Origin of the sequence: Acinetobacter sp. YH16052 (assembly GCF_013417155.1) — a bacterium.
In the GTDB taxonomy this organism is placed as follows: Bacteria; Pseudomonadota; Gammaproteobacteria; order Pseudomonadales; family Moraxellaceae; genus Acinetobacter.
Genome location: NZ_VPEO01000004.1, coordinates 14929 through 33975 on the forward strand (window position 1 = coordinate 14929; position 19047 = coordinate 33975).

At 37.9% G+C, this 19047-nt stretch carries 17 protein-coding genes and 1 other RNA gene; 12 read left to right on the forward strand and 6 right to left on the reverse strand.

What is annotated here, in order from left to right; all coding sequences use genetic code 11:
* Positions 1-8: 8 nt before the first annotated feature.
* Positions 9-1262, reverse strand: a complete 1254-nt coding sequence (locus tag FTV42_RS03860; RefSeq protein WP_180037509.1) for an exonuclease SbcCD subunit D — start codon at positions 1260-1262, stop codon at positions 9-11.
* A 470-nt stretch (positions 1263-1732) separates the two neighbouring features.
* On the opposite strand from FTV42_RS03860, the gene FTV42_RS03865 reads away from it, so the two are divergent.
* Both FTV42_RS03865 and FTV42_RS03870 read left to right on the forward strand, forming a co-directional pair.
* A complete protein-coding gene (locus tag FTV42_RS03865; RefSeq protein ID WP_180037511.1) occupies positions 1733-2191 on the forward strand; it encodes an ABZJ_00895 family protein in 459 nt (152 codons plus the stop codon).
* Between the two features lie 155 nt (positions 2192-2346).
* Positions 2347-3252 carry a TIGR01777 family oxidoreductase gene (locus tag FTV42_RS03870; RefSeq protein ID WP_180037513.1) on the forward strand — a complete coding sequence of 302 codons (906 nt, stop codon included), beginning with the start codon at positions 2347-2349 and terminating at the stop codon, positions 3250-3252.
* Here the strand turns inward: FTV42_RS03870 and thiO are convergent.
* Both thiO and hemB read right to left on the reverse strand, forming a co-directional pair.
* Positions 3241-4365, reverse strand: coding sequence for a glycine oxidase ThiO (thiO, locus tag FTV42_RS03875; protein WP_180037515.1), 1125 nt, complete (start codon positions 4363-4365; stop codon positions 3241-3243). The genes FTV42_RS03870 and thiO overlap by 12 nt on opposite strands.
* Before the next feature lie 15 nt (positions 4366-4380).
* Positions 4381-5394, reverse strand: coding sequence for a porphobilinogen synthase (gene hemB, locus FTV42_RS03880; RefSeq protein ID WP_180037517.1), 1014 nt, complete (start codon positions 5392-5394; stop codon positions 4381-4383).
* Between the two features lie 105 nt (positions 5395-5499).
* Between hemB and FTV42_RS03885 the strand changes: the two genes are divergently transcribed.
* Entirely contained in the window at positions 5500-5997 is a 498-nt protein-coding gene (locus tag FTV42_RS03885; protein ID WP_180037519.1) for a thioesterase family protein, read from the forward strand.
* A gap of 78 nt (positions 5998-6075) precedes the next feature.
* Here the strand turns inward: FTV42_RS03885 and glpK are convergent, their stop codons facing one another.
* Positions 6076-7560 (reverse strand): glycerol kinase GlpK, encoded by a 1485-nt coding sequence (gene glpK, locus FTV42_RS03890; protein ID WP_180037521.1) that lies wholly within the window; start codon positions 7558-7560, stop codon positions 6076-6078.
* Positions 7561-7690: 130 nt separating this feature from the next.
* On the opposite strand from glpK, the gene ssrA reads away from it, so the two are divergent.
* The 9 genes from ssrA to FTV42_RS03935 all read left to right on the forward strand — a co-directional run bounded on the left by ssrA (position 7691) and on the right by FTV42_RS03935 (position 17883).
* Positions 7691-8049: a transfer-messenger RNA gene (gene ssrA, locus FTV42_RS03895) on the forward strand.
* A 174-nt stretch (positions 8050-8223) separates the two neighbouring features.
* Entirely contained in the window at positions 8224-9423 is a 1200-nt protein-coding gene (locus FTV42_RS03900; RefSeq protein ID WP_180037523.1) for a tyrosine-type recombinase/integrase, read from the forward strand.
* Between the two features lie 72 nt (positions 9424-9495).
* Positions 9496-10320 (forward strand): hypothetical protein, encoded by an 825-nt coding sequence (locus FTV42_RS03905; protein ID WP_180037525.1) that lies wholly within the window; start codon positions 9496-9498, stop codon positions 10318-10320.
* A 125-nt stretch (positions 10321-10445) separates the two neighbouring features.
* Positions 10446-10688, forward strand: coding sequence for a hypothetical protein (locus FTV42_RS03910; protein ID WP_081241765.1), 243 nt, complete (start codon positions 10446-10448; stop codon positions 10686-10688).
* A 222-nt stretch (positions 10689-10910) separates the two neighbouring features.
* Positions 10911-11450 (forward strand): hypothetical protein, encoded by a 540-nt coding sequence (locus FTV42_RS03915; protein ID WP_180037527.1) that lies wholly within the window; start codon positions 10911-10913, stop codon positions 11448-11450.
* A 1-nt stretch (position 11451) separates the two neighbouring features.
* A complete protein-coding gene (locus FTV42_RS03920; RefSeq protein WP_180037529.1) occupies positions 11452-13755 on the forward strand; it encodes a hypothetical protein in 2304 nt (767 codons plus the stop codon).
* Entirely contained in the window at positions 13752-17135 is a 3384-nt protein-coding gene (locus tag FTV42_RS03925) for an integrase (protein ID WP_180037531.1), read from the forward strand. Before FTV42_RS03920 ends, FTV42_RS03925 begins: the two co-directional genes overlap by 4 nt.
* A 62-nt stretch (positions 17136-17197) precedes the next feature.
* The gene (locus FTV42_RS03930) at positions 17198-17488 is read left to right on the forward strand and encodes a hypothetical protein (RefSeq protein WP_180037533.1); all 291 of its coding nucleotides are present in this window, start codon (positions 17198-17200) and stop codon (positions 17486-17488) included.
* A gap of 95 nt (positions 17489-17583) precedes the next feature.
* The gene (locus FTV42_RS03935) at positions 17584-17883 is read left to right on the forward strand and encodes a hypothetical protein (RefSeq protein WP_180037535.1); all 300 of its coding nucleotides are present in this window, start codon (positions 17584-17586) and stop codon (positions 17881-17883) included.
* A gap of 90 nt (positions 17884-17973) precedes the next feature.
* Here the strand turns inward: FTV42_RS03935 and FTV42_RS03940 are convergent, their stop codons facing one another.
* On the reverse strand, positions 17974-18156 hold the full coding sequence (locus FTV42_RS03940) for a hypothetical protein (RefSeq protein WP_180037537.1): 183 nt from the start codon (positions 18154-18156) through the stop codon (positions 17974-17976).
* 99 nt (positions 18157-18255) lie between these two features.
* Positions 18256-19005, reverse strand: coding sequence for a metallophosphoesterase (locus FTV42_RS03945; RefSeq protein ID WP_180037539.1), 750 nt, complete (start codon positions 19003-19005; stop codon positions 18256-18258).
* Positions 19006-19047: the final 42 nt, after the last annotated feature.

Sequence of the window (19047 nt, forward strand, 5' to 3'; positions counted from 1 at the left end):
GCATATCCTTATGGTGTTTCATTAGCATCAATACTTTTTTCCGCCTCAATAATCAGGCTGAGGAAATCTTTCAGCACCGAATCATCGGCGCTGTAACCCTGTTTGAGCCAAAGCTGTTCAAATAGTCTTTTGGGTGTTGGCGGCTCTAAATGGATCTTCTGAGCTTGTGCATCATCAAGATTAATAGCTTGATATTGACGTGAAATGCGCACCAGTCGATAGCGGTTCGGCGGAAGTGCATCTTCAAAAGTTTGTCTTAAATTGGGTGGAGGTGGCGTTGCCGTATGATATTCAATATCGATATATTCACGTTGATCAATTGCTTCAATTTCCCCATGTTCAAGGGTTCGAATCTGCTCAAAGATTTCATTGAGTTCACCACGAAGTCGATGCAGGCTTACACTGCGTGGAATAAGCAAAGCTTCAAACTGAAAACGTGCCTCATCTTCTAATTGAGGGTCAATTCTGACTTCAACTATTTGATGCTTATAATTAATCTCACTAAATGACAGCGGAATCGGAGAGCCACTATAGCGAATATGCGGCTGACCGACTTTTTGTGGTTTATGCAAATGCCCCAGCGCGACATAATCAATCACGTCATCAAACAGCGCCGTCGACAGGGCTTCTTCATTGCCGACAATAATCGGACGCTCGGAGTCCGAAGTCTCACCACCTTGCATGTGCGCATGTGACATTAAAATCAGTGCCTGATGTGGCTGTTTGCGGGCTTTGGCTTCGGCAATCAGTTGTTGATGCAGATAGCTAATGGCATTCTGGTTATTGCTGGTATGTTCATTCAATCCGGTAATTTCGGCACTGCGTAAATAGGGCAGGGTCAGACACCAGGCAATGATATTTTTATCCAGATCATAAATAGGAATCAGTAGACGATCCAGATTCAGGGTGTTTTCTGCAGTGCGGCCTACGATTCCCACTGCTTTGGCATTGAATTTGGCCAGCAAGGGTTCAACCTGTTCAATCCGGTAACCGGAATCATGATTGCCTGCAATCATCAGGGTCTGCATATGTGGCGCCAGGTCATGTGCATCGGCCAGAAACTGGTACAGCTGTCTTTGCGCACTGGAAGCGGGATTGATCACATCAAAAATATCGCCGGCAATCATCAGGGCATGCGGTTGCTTTGCTTTAATTTGCTCAAGTAGCCAAGTCAAAAACTGCGCATGTTCAAATTCACGGTCATGGTTATGGAAAAATTGTCCCAAATGCCAATCGGAAGTGTGAAGAAAATGAACTGCCATGTAATGAACCCCAAGATATCTGCCTTGCTACTATAGGAAAAAGCACAGGTAAAAATCTACTTGAAATCGATATTTCAGTGAATTGTTTGTGATTTGGAGGCTGAATTTATTTTGATCAGTATGAAAATAAGCAAAGGATTACAACTAAATCACCAGATATCGAAGGATGCGCAAGCTATCAGATTTTAAAAAATAGGAATTTAAAAAAATAAAAACCGACGATTCGAGTGATGATGAAATCGTCGGTCAAATTTGTGTTACATGAAGATTTTGGCTGCTATTCAAAATTTCCCTGTACACTGGACTTATTGCTTTAGCTCTAAAGGTCAGCAAAAATTCGTGGATGCCAGTCCAAATTTTTGTACCTTGTACCCTATATAACGTCACCCTGTAGTAGATGGTTGACAATAAAATGAAAAAAAACCTGATTTTTTTTATACTAGCTTGTTGAAGATCACTGAGTCATGCATATGTTGCCGCTAAGTCGTTATTTTATCTGGTTTTTCGTTATATGTTTTATTTTTACCTGTATTTGCGGTGTACTCGCAGCCTTGCTGCCGATGGGCATGGGTGCAGTTTTGACGATTGTTCCGTATCTGGTGGCCATGATTTGGGTGCTTTTTAAATTTTTAAAACAGCAAAAACGTGCCCCGACCCAAGCAGAGCGTAAAAAATTCACCTTCGGGTTTAGCCTGATTTACTGGGGCTATAATTTATTATTTCTCTTGCTCGGTATTGTTATCGCCACCCGTTCCAATCCGAATGCCTGGCAGGACTTTCTGTTGTATCTACAGCAGCCACAATTTATGAGTATTGTGCTGATCATGTTCCTGATGATCGCAATTCCGCTGTATCTGCTGACCTACTGGTTTTATGGCAAGCAGGCCCAGCGTATAGCAGAGAAAATGTTTGGCCATCCACCTCAGTGAGTATAGATGAATCATTGTGTGACGACTGATCTTCATAAATTGATTGAATGATGAAAGATACAAATTCTCCACTACAAAGATCTTCTCGGTTTAAAAAGCTAAAGATGAGTGGCGTATAATTTAAATCAAGAAAATAATAAGGCGAAGAATGACGAATGTATAAACCTGTAGTGCTGTTGACGGGAGCGAGTGGTTTTATTGGCAGTCATCTCGTGCGTTTTTTATTAGAACGTGATTATCGGGTGATTGGTCTGACCCGTCAGAAAAATAAACATGAACCACATCCGGACTTCCATTGGATCAATCAGCTGGATGAATTAAAACAGCATCAGCTTGATTATGTGGTCAATCTGGCTGGCGAAAGCATTGGTCAAGGCCGCTGGACGGCAGCGCGTAAAAAGAAATTGCTGGATAGCCGTTTAGACACCACCAAAAAGGTTTTTGATTATTTAGAAAAAAATCAGCTTAGACCGAAACGGATTATTTCAACATCGGCCGTCGGCTATTATGGCATTGATCCAAATGAGCGCTGGGAACAGGTCTGCACGGAGCAAAGTCCGCCACAAGATATTTTTATGTCTGAACTTTGTGCGAAGTGGGAGCAGCTGGCCTTGTCCTATACTAACCAGAACACCAAGATTGTTCGCTTTGCGGTGGTCTTTGGCAAAGGTGGCGGGATTCTTCCGCAGATGTTGTTGCCAATCAAACTAAATCTGTTTGGCCGGATTGGTCATGGGCGTCAGCCAGTGACCTGGGTACATCTAGAGGATGTACTGCGAGCGATTGAATTCTTGATGCTTGAGGATACGAACGAGCAGATATTCAATGTGGTCGTGCCAGAAAAAAGCAGTCAGGCCCAGTTTGCACGAACTGCGGCCCAGATTCTGAAGCGCAACCCCTTACTTCCACTACCCGCATGCAGTCTGAAAATGATGCTCGGAGAACAGTCACAACTGGTATTGAATGGTCAATATGTGCAGCCCAAAGCCTTGCAGGACGCAGGTTTTCAATTTCATTATCCAACCCTGAAAGAAGCACTGGATAATATCCTAAAGCACTAAGCGACTGGGCTCTAATAAACGGACTGGATCATAAGGATCTGGATCAACGATTGGCGTTTGTTCAAGGATGAGTTGAGCGAGTAGTTTTCCTGATGCCGGCCCCATACATAAACCATTCCGGAAATGTCCAAAATTGGCCCAAGCATTTTGTAGCTTGGGAATTCTGCCTATATAGGGAATACCCTCGGATGAGCTAGGTCTTAATCCGGCCCATTGTTTGACCAGCGGAAAATTTGCCAGTTCCGGTACCATCTCAATACACGCTTGTAAAATATCCTGCCGGATTTCGGCAGAAGGTGAGGTGTCAAAACCGACCTGACGCATACTGGAACCACATAAAACATGTCCATCCTGACGTGGAATCAGGTACATCACCTTATGCATGCACATGGTCGGCAGCCAGTTTTCTGGCGTTTTAAACAGCAGCATCTGGCCCTGAACCGGCTGTACCGGAATTTCCAAACCAAGTTGCTGTGACCAGTATTGTGACCATGCTCCGGTTGTGAACACATACTGATCTGCCTGAAAAATCCGGCCATGTTCATCTGAGATACTTTTTACACAGCCTTGCTGAATATTGAGCCGAGTGATTTTACAGTCTTCTTGCCAGGTGACACGAGGATGATGCTTCAAATAGCGAATGATCGACTGTAATAACCGTGGATTACGGATATTGGCCAGTTCAGGAAAATAAATCGCCTGTTTAAACTTGCTATTATCAACTTTGGGATTGATCTGTTGCACTTTAGCCTGATCAAGTAATTCGGCCTGTTGCTGCGGCTCTTGATGTGTTGTGGCATAACTTAAACCGATTTCAAAATCGGCTTCATCAAAAATCAGCATACCTGTTTCATGAATCTGGAAATCGATGCCAGTGAAAGGTTGCAGTTTTTGATTCCAGTCCTGATACATGGGTTTGGCATGTCGAGCCAGAGCATTTACAGCAGCGGGATAACGCCACGGATACATCGGGGAAAGGATTCCTCCTCCAGCCCAGGATGCAGCCTGTCCGGCGGCCTGTTGATCAAAAAGGGTAACAGAACATCCCTGTTCAAGCAGTTCCAGCGCCGACATCAAACCGGTGATGCCAGCGCCGACAATGGCAATATGCATTGCGCCGAAATCCTTTTACTTCATGTCTTTCAGTTTAAGCGCAGCTTCTTCAGCAAAATAGGTCCAGATACCATCTGCACCGGCACGGCGACAGCTCATCAATGATTCTAAAATGACGCCATCAGATAACCAGCCATTTTGAATTGCCGCAGCCAGCATCGCGTATTCGCCACTGACCTGGTAAACAAAGGTCGGTACTCCAAAAGTGTCTTTCACTTCACGGACGATATCCAGATAAGGCATGCCCGGTTTAACAATCACCATGTCTGCACCTTCCTGAATATCCAGCGCAATTTCATGCAGGGCTTCAGCACGGTTACCGACATCCATCTGGTAATTGTATTTATTACCGCCTTTTAAATTGCTGGCAGAACCGACTGCATCACGGAACGGACCATAGAAACTTGATGCATATTTGGCTGAATAGGCCATGATGGAGGTATAGATATGACCATTTTTTTCAAAGGCCTGACGAATCGCACCGATCCGGCCATCCATCATGTCACTTGGAGCAAACACATCTGCACCGGCTTCGGCATGGCTCAAGCCCTGTTTAATAAGGCACTCGACCGTTTCATCATTTAAGACATAACCGTTCTCATCAATAATGCCATCCTGACCATGTGTGGTATACGGGTCTAATGCGCCGTCAGTAATCAGCACCATTTCTGGCAGTTCTTTTTTCAATAAACGCAAGGTGTTTTGTACCAGACCATCTTCACGCCACGCAGCTTCTGCAGTCAGGCTTTTATCTTCTTGTGGGGTGACCGGAAATAGCGCCAGTTTATTGACACCGAGTTCCAGTAGACGTTCTGATTTTTTTAACAACAAGTCCGCTGACAGACGCTGGATATTCGGCATACTTGGAATATCTTGGGTCTGGTTTTGTCCTGGCAGGACAAATACTGGATAAATGAGATGATCTGCCGCGAGATGGGTTTCACGAACCATCGAACGTAAATGTTCATTTTTACGAATACGACGCATGCGAGTTGCAGGAAACGCGGGACGATTGAACGTATAAGTCATAAAAATCTCAGTAATCAGTATTAAACTAGGCCTCTATTGTAGCCCTAACTCAAATTTTTGGGCATAAATTAGCGGTTTTTTATTGTGGTGGATTCGGGCAAAGTGATGAGTAAGACAGAGAGAAACTGGACCGGTAATATACATCTGGGCTCGAAAGTGGATATTGATGTAGTCCTGAACCAGCTGGTACATGCTTTTAATAGCTCTCCTTTTTTTAAGCATAACGGCATGACCATGCGGGTGGTCGAGGGCCAGATTGAGGCCTATGTAGAAATGCAGGATTTCATGATTGGTAATGTGGCTTTCCAGATTCTGCATGGCGGTCTGGCTGCAACTGTACTGGATAGCGTCGGTGGTATTGTGGCCATGGGCGAACTGTATAAAAAAGCTGAACCGGAAACGATTGCAGATACCATTAAAAAAGTGTCGCGTCTGGCGACGGTCGATATGCGGGTGGATTATCTGGCGCCTGGACGTGGCAAATATTTTATTGCATGTGCAGAAACCTTACGTTTGGGGCGTAAGGGCTGCACCATGCGCATGACCATGGTCAATGATGAAGATAAAGCGATTGCAACAGCGATTGCGTCTTATGCCTATTAATGAAATCGTGAACTGAGGGAGTTAAAAGCACTGTTTAACAGTGCTTTTTTATGATGATCAAATATGAACCTAGAGGATTTAGAGATCAGATTTAGCCCGTTTCAAGGCATTTTTCCATTTGGCTAAATGCATTTCTCTTTCGTCATTTTGCATTTTGGGTTCAAAAGCACGGTCCAGCTGCCAGGACTGGGAAATTTCATCCAGGTTTGAAAATACGCCAGCTTTTAATCCGGCCATAGCGGCCGCGCCCCAAGCAGTAGCTTCCAGCATTTTCGGACGCAGTACCGGTACATTCAGAATATCGGCCTGAAATTGCATCAGCATGTCATTGCTGCTGGCACCACCATCAACCCGCAGTTCTTTAAGAGGATGTGCAATATCAGATTGCATCGCACTAAGCACATCCGATACCTGAAAGGCGATTGATTCTAATGCGGCACGAGCGATATGCGCTTTGGTCGTACCGCGTGACATGCCACAGAGTAAGGCACGTGCTTCACTATCCCAATGCGGCGCGCCCAGTCCGGTAAATGCGGGAACCAGAACCACGCCGTCACTATGCTCGACCTGATGCGCCAGTTTTTCCACATCACTGCTTTTTTGAATAATTCCGAGGCCATCGCGTAACCATTGCACTACAGCACCAGTCATAAATACGCTGCCTTCGAGCGCATAGGTAGTTTGGCCCTGGGCTTGCCAGGCGAGAGTAGAAAGCAGCTTGTTCTGGCTAAGCTGAATGTTATGTCCAGTATTGAACAGCATAAAGCAGCCAGTACCATAGGTGTTTTTTGCGCTACCCACCTCAAAACAGGACTGGCCAAAGAGTGCAGACTGCTGATCCCCCAAAATGCCGGTGATGGGAATATTGGCCCCAAGTAAGCCAGAAGCAGTGTCAGCGACATAACAATCAGAAGAGATAATTTTCGGCAAGACCGAAGCAGGGATATTAAACAGCTCGAGTAGCTCTTCATCCCACGACTGTTGCTGCAGATTCATCAACATGGTACGAGAAGCGTTACTGGCTTCAATGACGTGCTCTGCGCCTTGGGTCAGATTCCAGATCAGCCAGCTATCGATAGTACCAAATGCCACATGGCCCTGTTCAGCAAGTGCCCGTACCCCCTCGACATGCTCTAAAAACCAGACCAGTTTTCCCGCACTAAAATAAGGATCAATCCGTAGGCCGGTTTTTTGCTGAATTTTGGACATCAGGCCTTGTTCAATCAGCCGATTACACCAGTCAGATGTACGACGGTCCTGCCAGACAATTGCCGGAGCGAGCGGTTTGCCGTTTCTACGATCCCAGACTACGGTCGTTTCGCGCTGGTTAGTCAGGCCAAGGGCTTTAATATCTTTTGCCAGAATACCTGCAGTCGCCAAAGCTTGTTGTACCACGGCAATCTGTGAGCTCCAGATTTCTTGAGCATCCTGTTCCACCCAGCCCGAATGTGGGGTGTGGATATGCGTTTCACGTTGAGCCGTTGCCTGAACTTGTCCATGTTCATTAAAAATAATGGCCCGACTTGACGTAGTTCCCTGATCTAGTGCCAGTAAATAGCTCATAATTTTTCTGTTATTTGGCTTGAAAAGTAAAATATTAGCGCAATAATGTAATTAAGCGCATCAAGTTGTGTAAATGTTCAGAAAATACATCGTAATTTTTGACATGTATGCTATGATTGCCTTGTACTTTGGGGGTGTTTCTGGCTTCGACGCTGGTGATGAAACTCATAGATGCATGCCGAGAGCGCATTTTCTCTCGTAAATCAAATTTGCATTTTTTAGTCGCAAACGACGAATCATACGCTCTAGCTGCCTAAGGGCAGCTTGTCCGCCTCTCCGAATACTTGTGGTTAGAGAGTCCGACTGAAGCGCACGCACACAAGTCCGTATAAAGCCAAGCCTCGGGGCTTTGTACTAAATCAAGAGGATCGCGATTTGTACCCTGTTCGTCGGGTCACAAAGAGTTAAAACAATAGACGATATCTAAGCATGTAGTATTCTCGAGCGTAGTGCTGGCGGACGCGGGTTCAACTCCCGCCACCTCCACCAAAATTCAAAAGTAAATCCGAAGATCTTCCAAGATCTTCAGCTAAAGGCTTGAACCGTAAGGGTTCAAGCCTTTTTTGTTTTAAGATCATTACATATCATTTAAGAACATTTTGAAGTGAGGCTGTACACATAGGGTGTACACAACGGAAAAATTGAACTGGATGTGTACAAATCATGAAGCGGACGCAAATAAAGCGTTTTCCAATCGCTGATACAGCATTGGAAAACCTAGAACCTGAGGCAAGTGAGTACCGAATTAAAGACAGTGAAAGTCTTTATTTTAGGGTTGCGCCAAGTGGGAAAAAATCTTGGGTTTTTCGTTATAAAAGAGAAGATGGAAAATGGTCTTGGATTAGTTTGGGAGCATATCCGCTAATCTCAGGTGCTAAGGCAAGAAAAAAAGCTCGGGAATTACTTAATGATATAGTTGATGGTAAAAATCCAGTTTTTACTAAAAAGCAGAAGCAAGAGAAAGAACTTAGTGAGCGTAAAGATTTGTTCAAAGCCTTAGCTCAAGAATGGCTAACGATCCGTCAAGGGAACTGGGTTGAAGCTACTTTTGTTAGAAATAAAGGTGCATTAGAAAAACATATTTTCCCAAAATTTGGTCATAGACCTTTTGATTCGATTCTAGCTGTTGAATGGTTTAACCATTTGCGAGCTATTCAAGTTGAACAGGGAATTAATGAACAGGTTAAAAGAATTTTAACCATGTGTCGTGATATTTATAATCTAGCAAAAGTCACGGGACGTATTGAATATAATCCATTAGAAGGTATACATAAATATCTAGAAAATGGTGTGTCGAAAAGTATGCCACATGTGGGTACTGAAGATGTTCCAGATTTACTCAGAACTATTCGACGGTATCCAGCAGAAGAAACGAGAATAGGCTTATTGCTACTTAGTTATTTATTCTGTCGTCCTTCTGAGCTTAGGGAAGCGACTTGGGACGAATTTAACTTCAAGACGAAAATTTGGTCTATACCCGCTGAAAGAATGAAGAAGCGGCGAGAACATATTGTTCCGTTGCCTAATCAAGTGTGTGAATTACTAAATCGACTGAAAGATCTTAATCCAAAAAGTGATTATCTTTTTCCAAGCAGAACAGATGTAAATGAGCCAGCCTCTGATACAGTCTTTATTATGGCTTTACGCCGTTTGGGATATGCTGGTCGTCAAACGCCGCATGGGTTTAGACATATTGCATCTACGATTCTCAATGAGCAGGATTATGATGAGCGGCATGTTGAATTCTCATTGGCCCATGTACAGGGTGGTGTGAAGGGAAAATATAATAAAGCAAAGTATTTTTCTCAAAGAGTCGAGTTGATGCAGGAATATGCTGACTATTTGGATGAAATTTCAGCATAGAATTTGGACATACATGTAAAAGTATGGCTATAAAGGTAGTGAATGTTTCACTACCTTTTTTTTGGACTAAGTATGCCTGATTATATCCCACTAGAAATTGCCTTGAAGAAAGCAGAAGAATTTTCTTGTTATTATAATGATGTATATAATTTAATTAAAAATAATAAGCTCGATATATATTGCTATTATGATGGTTACTTAGGAGAGATATATAATTATTCAATTGATCGAAGTTCTTTTGAATTGGAATTAATTAGATTTAAAAAACATGAAGGTGAGCTAAAAATTTTATTAAGAGATAATATTTTAAAATTTTTAGCTAAAATGATGAGTAATACAAAATTAGAAAATAGAATTTTGATTGATTATGTGTCTATTTCTGAAAATGGATCATATTTGGAATATTGCATAGCAAATTTAAAACCTGAATCTTATAAAATTAATTTACCATGTAAATTTTCTTTAATTGCAAATAAAAGATTAGATGGATTGTGGTTGGATATTAGTGGTTTATTGGTTGATAAAGATCAATTTATGAATATCCTTTCAGAAGAAAAAAGTCTATCAAGAGAGCTGGAAATTCTTAGATCTAAATATGAACGATTGGAAAAAGAAAATAATACTTTAAAGGAAGCTCAAAATTTGAGTGATATTTATAATCATCCTGCATTTAATGAAAAATCTCCAACATATGCTCCAGAGATGAGGAAGTGTATGGAGTTGTGGGATTTTATTTACAAAAATGGAAAGCCTAAATTGTCACATGAGCAGCTAGCCAATAAGTTTCTAAATGAAAGAGATATAGGAAGTATTACTGTTGATGCAGAGGGAAAAATAATAAAAGAATCTAATGATAGATTAAGATTGAAAAGAGTCACAAATATAAATAAAAGATAATTTTTTATTAAATCAATGATTTATGATTTGGTGTCACTACTATTTATTATAGTGGCACTTAAAAACACCTAACTTTTTTTGACAAACTCGCTTCAAGATCTTAAATGATAAGGAGTGATCTTGATATGGCTGATAAAGTAAAAGAGTTACTTGAAGCGAATAGCTTGGTTCCAAGGGATAGAATACGCATTAAGCAATCTACCTTATGTCGAATGTTGGATGTAACGAGTCAAACAATTAAGGATTTATTGGCATCTGATCCAGACTTTCCTAGACCTATAAAGCAGGGCATTGCTCGACAAAGCGCATTATATTTTGATTATGACGAAATTGTAGAATGGCATGAGAACCTGAAAAAGGCTCGCTAATTCTTTCAAATAGAGCTAGTTTTTCATGTTATTAAGTCTTATTGCATTTGATCTAAAAAAGACACGCAATAACAAGAAAAGCTAGCTCATCCAGAAAATATTTATAATTGATTTTTTAAAAATATCATTAGCTTAAATTTAATTTAGATTTAGGCCCTAAGCTTTCTCATGCTCAAAAAAAGCCTTTATGAAATTTTTAGAATGATGAATTTGGAGCTAATAATGTCCAAAAAACAAGCTAAACCAAAGAAGAGTTCTAAGCTATCTTGTGTGAAACAAGACAAATTAACTGAAAGTTCGCTAAGAAAATTCTCCGACATAATCGACCAGACAATAAAGCTTACTAATGTTGAGGTAGGTGATCAAAAAAATGCAAAAGATCGACTGAAAAATTCAATGATTACTCGCGTTAAGAAAGACTATTTGAGTCTTACACAACATACGTATCTTTTATCTATTGAAGCTAAAAGTCATGAAGATTGGTTTAAGAATCAAGCTAACTATATTTTTTGGTCAGAGCTATTTACTTATCTTCAAAGTCACAAAATAAAATGTGAATATAGAATTAACTTCTATAAGGAACTTTTTGATTATTTAACTAAATTAGAAGATGAAAATTTATTTTATTTAATTAATAAGGAAATCTTGAAGAGGGATAAATATCATATTCCTAAAATAATTTATAAAACAGATTTTGTAAATTATTTTAAATTACCTAGAAATATTTTTGAAAAATCGAAAGTTGATATTGTGGAATGCTGAAATGAATAATAAATTAGATTTAGAAGTTTTTAAATCAAGGTGTGCTTGTTTAACTGAAATTTTATCTTCATATAGAGAAGGTTTGCTTCTATTAGAATCATGTGATTTAAAAGATTTTCATAATACTTATATGACTGATGAATTTATGAGGGAATTAAAAGTTTTATGTGAAGGTATATATTCATATTTAAACATAAATAAAGCTAAAACCCAATATAAAAGTATTTTAGGGTCATCAAGTATCTGCATTTTATATAAAAATGTTAAAGATTCGGATGTTATAAATAAAGAAAAACAACTTTCGATTAACCAAAATATTTTGAAAATTTTTAATATTGTAAATTTTTTAATTGGGTTAATGTCCAATATGGAGAACTCTCAAGCTAAAATTGAACGGCTAAACTATAATTTCTATCTAATTTTAAAAATGATGGAAAAAAGTTTTAAAGGTTTTCTTTCTGAAGTTTTACCTATAATTTCTCAATATTTTAATCATCTTATTGAGTTCGATCATACGGCTAAGACCATTAAAGAATTCAATACTTATGCAAAAGCCCAAAATGTACATGTCATAGCAGTCTGTAAGGATCTTGAAGTTAAGGTTTCAAAAAAGATAGTTAAAGCTTTAACAAGGTATTTAGATGAGTATAGGATCGCAGTTGAGGATATCTGTTATCGCCACAACGTAAGAATTAAAAGGACGGATGAGATTGAGAATATAGACGATTTGGACGTTGATCCGCAGACATATCATAATCCACCTTTGGTCACCGAGAGCCAGTTTGATTACTCAGATGACAAAGATAACATTGATGATGAAGTCGATGAAGATAAGACTTCTAAGCAGTATGATTATAATCTAAATGAAGATACGCGTAGACTAGCACCATTTGTCTCAAATCAAAGATTGAATCGTCATATAGATAGAACTCAGCAACCAACGGTGAGTAATATTTACTATTTGGACATACCCTTATTAAAAATTGTAAACCAGATTTTACTTGACCAACTTCATGAAAACAAAGATATCATGGAATCTGCAAAAGCAGCTTGTTGCTTGATGTCAATCTTTACCGGGCAGAGTGCCGTTATATTTCAAGATATCGACCAATTGCTAAAAACTAAGCAATTAAAACGTAGCTCCAATCGTGCCTATTATTTGTGGATCGTTGATGCAAATGTAAATAAAAATTTGAAAGGTCAAATTGCTAAAAAAGACAATAAATATAACGAGCATACAACTTGGGCATTTCAAATTCCTGCTATGTGGATTAATAGAATTAGAGAGGCTAACCTTTCCAATCTAACGAATACAGATTTCGAAAAGTCTTTATCAGAATGGTTTTATCATCGTCGTATAGGCCTGATATCAGTTACTTCAATTGCTTTACAACTTTCCTTTCATTTGAACCGTATATGTAAAGATGATCTTACGAAAAATTTCTTAATCGGTAGACAGGTTTCACATCAACCTGATCTAGCGTATGGGGGATTTTCTTATAAACAGTTAAATGAGGTATATGAGCAGTATATATATCTATGGTTTCAAAATAAAAACGAGGTAAATGTTTTAGATCGTCCGCAATTTATTCAAGTAGAAGAGCAAGCCCGCGTAGGAAGTCAGCGTGTATGGTCATTTGATAAAGCGAAAAAATTCTTAAATACATTAAACTCGAAAGTTGTCCAAGTTTTAAAAGAAGAACAAGACATTGCTGAAAAATTTAATGCTTTCAGTGTTTGGATCTGGTTTTGTTGTTTATTGTCTTCAGGCGCACGTCCTGCTATAGGTGCATCTAGTATCAGAGAAAACTTTGATTTTATTACTAATATTGCATATATCCATGATAAGAGCAGTAGATCTCGTCCACATGGTCGTTATTCACCTCTGATCGAATTCGTTGTTAATGAGTTACAGCATTATGATGAATTTATCAAAAACATTAATGCCTTAGAACTAGCTAATACAGCAGATCATATCTATTACCTTTCTTATTGGAAGAAAGGTTCAGAATTCATGAGCTTCACATTGGAGCCACTTACACAAAAGCATATAGCATCTTATTTATCAGAAAACTTTCCTGAAATTGATGAGTTATATCCCAATTGGACGCGCCATTTTGTAAGGAATTTTTTAGAATTGCCCGATGCGATTTTTAAGAGTTGGTATGCGCACGATCAACAAAATGAGATCGGATTTTCAAAATATTCATCTTTACAGCCCTACACCTACATGATTGAAATTCAAGATGCAGTAAATCAGCTGTTTAAAAGACTGGGATTAAAATCAGTGGTGAGCCAATCATGAAAGATGAAGAGTTACAAAAAATTCGAACTAAGCTAGAGTCTTCGACGAATGTTTTATTTGAAAAAATCTCAGAATTTCTTATCCATGAGATCACTGAATCTTGTGAAAAAAAGAAACTTGATGATCTTATTCAAAACGAAATGTATTTGAATCGAGCTAAAGTAGAGAAATACTTTCGCAATAGGAAAATCTCAAAAAAAGATTTGGAAGAATTAAGGGGATTTTGGTCTGAATTATGTGTGAAAAAAAAGCAAGAAATAGAGTCACAAATACCGTGGTTAAAGGATCAATATGAAATTAAGCTTATTCAAAGAGTGTATTCAGCCCTAGTTATTAAAGATATCGAAGCAACGCAAATTAAATTGCTTAGAGGGCAAAGGTTACATGAGTTTAAGCTCAAGTTGCATTTCTTTTGGGAAGCTGAATTACCGAAAAGGCTTAAAACTGATGTTTTTAATGCTGATTTTACGGATGAGCAAAAGGAATTACTTCTTCGACAATTTTTAATGGCACTAATTATTGATTGTGGGTGTAGTCATAAAGAAGACTTAATGGCGATTTTAAGATCACTCAGAGCATATTTTTCAAATGATCAGTTAAAACCATCAGAATTGTCGAGTGGACTTGTATCCTTATATTGTAAAGGTTCATCAAAAACGGGTTATTTATATAATTATCCAGTAGAAAATGAGAAATATGCGAATTTAGTATATCTCGATAATTCATTCCAAATTAAACAAATTTATCTCACAGCTATTAGTTTGTTAATGATGGTGAGACTCATCAATATTATTGAGTTTGAAACTCAAAGCGAAAGGCGTCAGGGAGAAAAAAGGCTAGTTCAGCTTATAGAGTCTATCGATGCTCAAAATGGTGAAGGCTTTGATCAATATATTGATTTGGCTATATTGGATGTCGATAAAAATAGTGTTTTACGAGATTATTTTGCAAAGGAAAAATATCAATTATTTGAGCATGTCGATTACGTGCAGTATTTTAGTCAAAAGAATACGCTTGATGGTTTCACAACAGCATTATCTACTGGAATGTTAGACAGCGCTACACTATCAATATCAACCTTAAAAATGCTTGAGAGACTTGATGCATTTAAAGACAATAAGTCTTTAATAAAGAAATCGATTACTTCCGAAAATAAGTTTGATGATCCGACCGATATTTATCGAAAGCCTAAGTCTGAAAATATCCAAAAGTTGAGCACAGGGTATCATTGTGCCGCAGAAATTAAAAAAGGATTGATAGGGCAATTTCAAGGTAGAAAAAAGACCGAGACAATTAAGCAATTGTCAGAAGATATTCAGTCACTTAAAGAAAGCTACAATAATCAGAAGTATGAAATAGCTAAAGATATTGCGCTTGTGAGTGTTCAGATTGCCTTGATGACATGGTATCGGGATTACCTGGTGAGTGGTCAATCTTCAAATGTTTCTAGAGCAAAAGACGGAATTGCACTGAGTTCCTTGGATACCTACAAATCCTCTTTCGCTGAAGATCTTTTTATGTATGTTGTTACTCATGACCTTGATCTTCTGAAGATGGATGAAGAACAATTTGAGGAAGCATATGAGTATATTTTAAGTGAAAAATTTATTGTTGATAAGCGACGAAAAAATAAAGCATCTAAAAATAATGTTAGGGAGGTGAAATATAATAGCTATGGTAAAGCTGTAAAAAATTTAAAAAAATTTCATAAAAGTTTAATGCATAATTTTGATGTTCCTCGAGTAAATTATTTAGACCAGTTAAAATCTGATGATCTTCAGATGTGTAGATCATCATATATAACCCCAGTGATGTGGGCGCATTTTAATAATTTGATTGGTCGCCAAGTTGAACTGAGTAAAGAACAAAAAAGTATATTCAAAATAATTTGTATGCTTGCTTACCGCACAGGTTTAAGAGTTGGTGAAATTCTTGGGCTAAGGTTAAGCGACTTAGGCATGATTGAACTTGATGTTAAAACAATTGGCTATGAACGATATTATTATTTAACAGCCAGTAATCCTCAATTTATCAAAATTTTTATTCATAATAATTATCATCGTCAGGTTAAAACGAAGAATGCAAAACGAGGAATACGCCTTGATGAATTGCTAACTGAATGTGAATTGAATGAATTTATTGGCCTAATCAAAAAGCATCTTAATGTAAAAGTTGGTCAAAAATGGTTAGGGGGAGAAGATTGTTTTATCTTCCAAGATGAATTTGGTCAAATTTTTTCATCTCGTTTTATTAGTGCTAAGACAAAGGAAATTTTTGATACTTTATTTAATAATGATCCACACGATTACTCCTTTCATAGTTTTAGACACACTGCTACCAACAATTTAGCTTTAATTTTGAAAGGAAGTGAAACATTAATTGAAAGTTGGATCGGCTATTCACGCGATCATATTGTCAAAATTAAGAATTATTTACTGGGTAATACGGACAGTATTGCTGGACGTCAGGATGTTTGGAAGATTTTGGCACATTTTGTAGGTCATTCATCAATTGAGATGACAGCCAATCATTACCTACATTTGGGTTCAATGTTAGTCGGGGATGCATTATGTCCAGATGAAAGTAAAATATCAGCAAATATTGTAAGAGCTTTACTCTCTTGCAGAGTATTCAAGAAACAATTGAATACGTCTCAAATGAAAGAAAAGCTTGAATTAAAAGAAATCTTAGAGAAGATAGCTCCCAATTCAAAGATTATTCAAGACGCAATATTTCCTGAGCGGTGGCATACTCAGATATTAAAATGTGAAGATGTAGAGCAAACTGATAATGTAACCGAAAGGCTCAAACTGAAATCAGAATTGAATGATATTATAGATGTACTTTCAGGAAAAAATGAAAATCTGAAGTTGAAAGAAATTGGGAGAGACTTGGCCTCAAACCTGTATAAAAATAGACACTTTCAACAAAAAAACGATATTTCTAAAAGTAATCCTTTAGACATGCTGTTAAAGCATATCAATAGAAATAAGTCTGGAAATGTATTTAGCGAAGCTGATTTTGAAATTTTCACAGCTGTGCTGGATAGTAACTTTACGTTAGATTATTTTGAGCGCCGTATTCGTCTTATAGATGCTTGTATGGAGGTGTATATCCAAAGCGAAGTAGAGTATCAGGAGTTTGATAAATTTTGTCGTGAGTTAAAATTTATATACAAGCAGTTTAAAGAAAAAATTAAAATATCCAAACGGTCATGGAAGGAAATTAAAGCTGAACTTGAAGCGGCTAAAAGTAAGAAAGGGGTAAGCTTAAAAATTAGTAATGACAACTATAAAGATAATACCTGCCAAAAAATCTTTAGTGATTTATTTTTAGCAGTCATCTATCGCCGTTGGAGTTTAGCCCAGATTAATGATTAATTACTGCGTTAAATAATTTAACAAGTTTAAGAATGTGATTTCAAAAAATGGAGACGGACTACATGAAGGATACCCATATAGATGTAGATCATTGTATTCAAGAAGCTTTACAAGGAAATATCGTTTATTTAGACGATAATTTATATTTAGTAAGTGCTGAAACAGCCTTACAGCAAGTTCTTATACCTGAGCATGTTTGCTGTACAGCACCGTATTGGATCATTGGATATGAGTTGCCTAAGCCGATTCAAAATAAACAGGAATTAGAGTCATTATTTGGATGGCATAACTTTTTTGTTAAATTTGCTAGCAATGCTGATGAATTTAAAGATTTCAATCCTAGAGATGAGTGATTAAACCTTATAGTGTCTCATCCATTCTAGTTTTTAAATTGATTAGTGTGAGTACACGATAACTTCAGTCTGAACTGGATATAAAAGGATGATTTGTGACTAGAAGTGTAAAGAGGCAACTCAGTTTTTTTCTCATCGTACTTTGTGGAGTCATTACTTATACTTATATAGTTGCTCGTCAAGTTGAAAATACGGAGTTGAATTCCAGTGTTCAAGAGCGTGAGCAAGCATTTATGCAGAAACGAGCTGAATACATAAAAAATCACGGCGAGACTAGTATTGCGGAGCAAGAGATGACTCAAGAATTGGCATTCAGAAGTGGGCATGCTTTAATAAATAATTCGTCTTCATATCAGCGTGTTAAAGAGCAAGACCCTGAACAACCTGTAAAGTGAGGTAAATAATATGATGGTAGATCGGATTGCTTCTAAAGAGAGTGCAAAAATAACCGCTGAGTCCGAAGTAAAAAAGTAGGAAGATGAAATTCAGAGGGTCTTAAGGAAGTCCTCAACTGAGATTTCCTGTTCTACATAGAAAACACCATTTTGGTCTGCTTTCATTTTTTTAATAGAATTACCTTGGATTTTATGGATGTCGAGTAGATCTTTAAGTATTTGATCTGCAATTTTATTCTTCCAATCATTTTCTGGGTCTAAAGGAATCGACATGAGTTTCTCCTGGTTCATCGTGTAGAAGCTAAATCAACAGTCATATAGGATGTATGATATTAGAGTTGGTTTAAATTGCTTCAATACGAGTATGACTACTTAAATTTCGATGATCAAATTTTCTCTAAACCCATTTTTTCCTTGCTCCTGAGGATACCCTAAAGGGTTGATCACTAGTCTGCATCCATCGACTACTGTATCGACAGATGTATGTGTATGGCCTGAAATCCATAACTTAAAGCCTTTGACATCTAAATCATTAATAAAATAGGGGTTGAGGGCTGATGCAACAGGGTGCTTACCCCAATAAGGATCAAGACAAGCTAAATGAGGTGGAAAATGCGTAATAACGATCACATCATCTTGCCCTCTAAACTGCATAATATTTTGATGATATTTTTTAAATAGTTCTATGTAGTCATCGGCAGTGATAGGTCTATTTTCATTGCTAATCATGATTTGATCAAAATCATAAATCGATAGTTCGGCACCTTTTTGGGACTGTAAAAGTACCTCAGGAGATGTAAGTGGTGAATTGGAGCGAAAGTTCGTAAACAGCGTGCCACCTACAAATATTTTATCTTGTATTTTGATATGGTTGTCTTTAAGCAGTGCATTCTTTGGGTAATTTTCTTTTAAGAAATCTACGACTAAATTGTAGTTTGAGCAGTAGTAATCATGATTACCCAAAACGAAGATAAAATTTTTTTTCAGACTGTTACATCTTTCTGCAAACTCAATGGCACCACTCAGACGATTAGAAAAATCTCCAGCGTGAACAATGACATCAGCTTCATCTGATAATGAATATTTCGAATTGTGAGTATCCGATAAAATTTGCAGTTTCAATACACTTCCTAAATTAAACTGAATTGCTAAATTTATAGAGTT

Bases quoted from the DNA above. Each gene is read 5' to 3' on its own strand.
- FTV42_RS03860 (WP_180037509.1), bottom strand. From the start codon at position 1,262: ATGGCAGTTCATTTTCTTCACACTTCCGATTGGCATTTGGGACAATTT.
- FTV42_RS03865 (WP_180037511.1), top strand. From the start codon at position 1,733: ATGTTGCCGCTAAGTCGTTATTTTATCTGGTTTTTCGTTATATGTTTT.
- FTV42_RS03870 (WP_180037513.1), top strand. From the start codon at position 2,347: ATGTATAAACCTGTAGTGCTGTTGACGGGAGCGAGTGGTTTTATTGGC.
- thiO (WP_180037515.1), bottom strand. From the start codon at position 4,365: ATGCATATTGCCATTGTCGGCGCTGGCATCACCGGTTTGATGTCGGCG.
- hemB (WP_180037517.1), bottom strand. From the start codon at position 5,394: ATGACTTATACGTTCAATCGTCCCGCGTTTCCTGCAACTCGCATGCGT.
- FTV42_RS03885 (WP_180037519.1), top strand. From the start codon at position 5,500: ATGAGTAAGACAGAGAGAAACTGGACCGGTAATATACATCTGGGCTCG.
- glpK (WP_180037521.1), bottom strand. From the start codon at position 7,560: ATGAGCTATTTACTGGCACTAGATCAGGGAACTACGTCAAGTCGGGCC.
- FTV42_RS03900 (WP_180037523.1), top strand. From the start codon at position 8,224: ATGAAGCGGACGCAAATAAAGCGTTTTCCAATCGCTGATACAGCATTG.
- FTV42_RS03905 (WP_180037525.1), top strand. From the start codon at position 9,496: ATGCCTGATTATATCCCACTAGAAATTGCCTTGAAGAAAGCAGAAGAA.
- FTV42_RS03910 (WP_081241765.1), top strand. From the start codon at position 10,446: ATGGCTGATAAAGTAAAAGAGTTACTTGAAGCGAATAGCTTGGTTCCA.
- FTV42_RS03915 (WP_180037527.1), top strand. From the start codon at position 10,911: ATGTCCAAAAAACAAGCTAAACCAAAGAAGAGTTCTAAGCTATCTTGT.
- FTV42_RS03920 (WP_180037529.1), top strand. From the start codon at position 11,452: ATGAATAATAAATTAGATTTAGAAGTTTTTAAATCAAGGTGTGCTTGT.
- FTV42_RS03925 (WP_180037531.1), top strand. From the start codon at position 13,752: ATGAAAGATGAAGAGTTACAAAAAATTCGAACTAAGCTAGAGTCTTCG.
- FTV42_RS03930 (WP_180037533.1), top strand. From the start codon at position 17,198: ATGAAGGATACCCATATAGATGTAGATCATTGTATTCAAGAAGCTTTA.
- FTV42_RS03940 (WP_180037537.1), bottom strand. From the start codon at position 18,156: ATGTCGATTCCTTTAGACCCAGAAAATGATTGGAAGAATAAAATTGCA.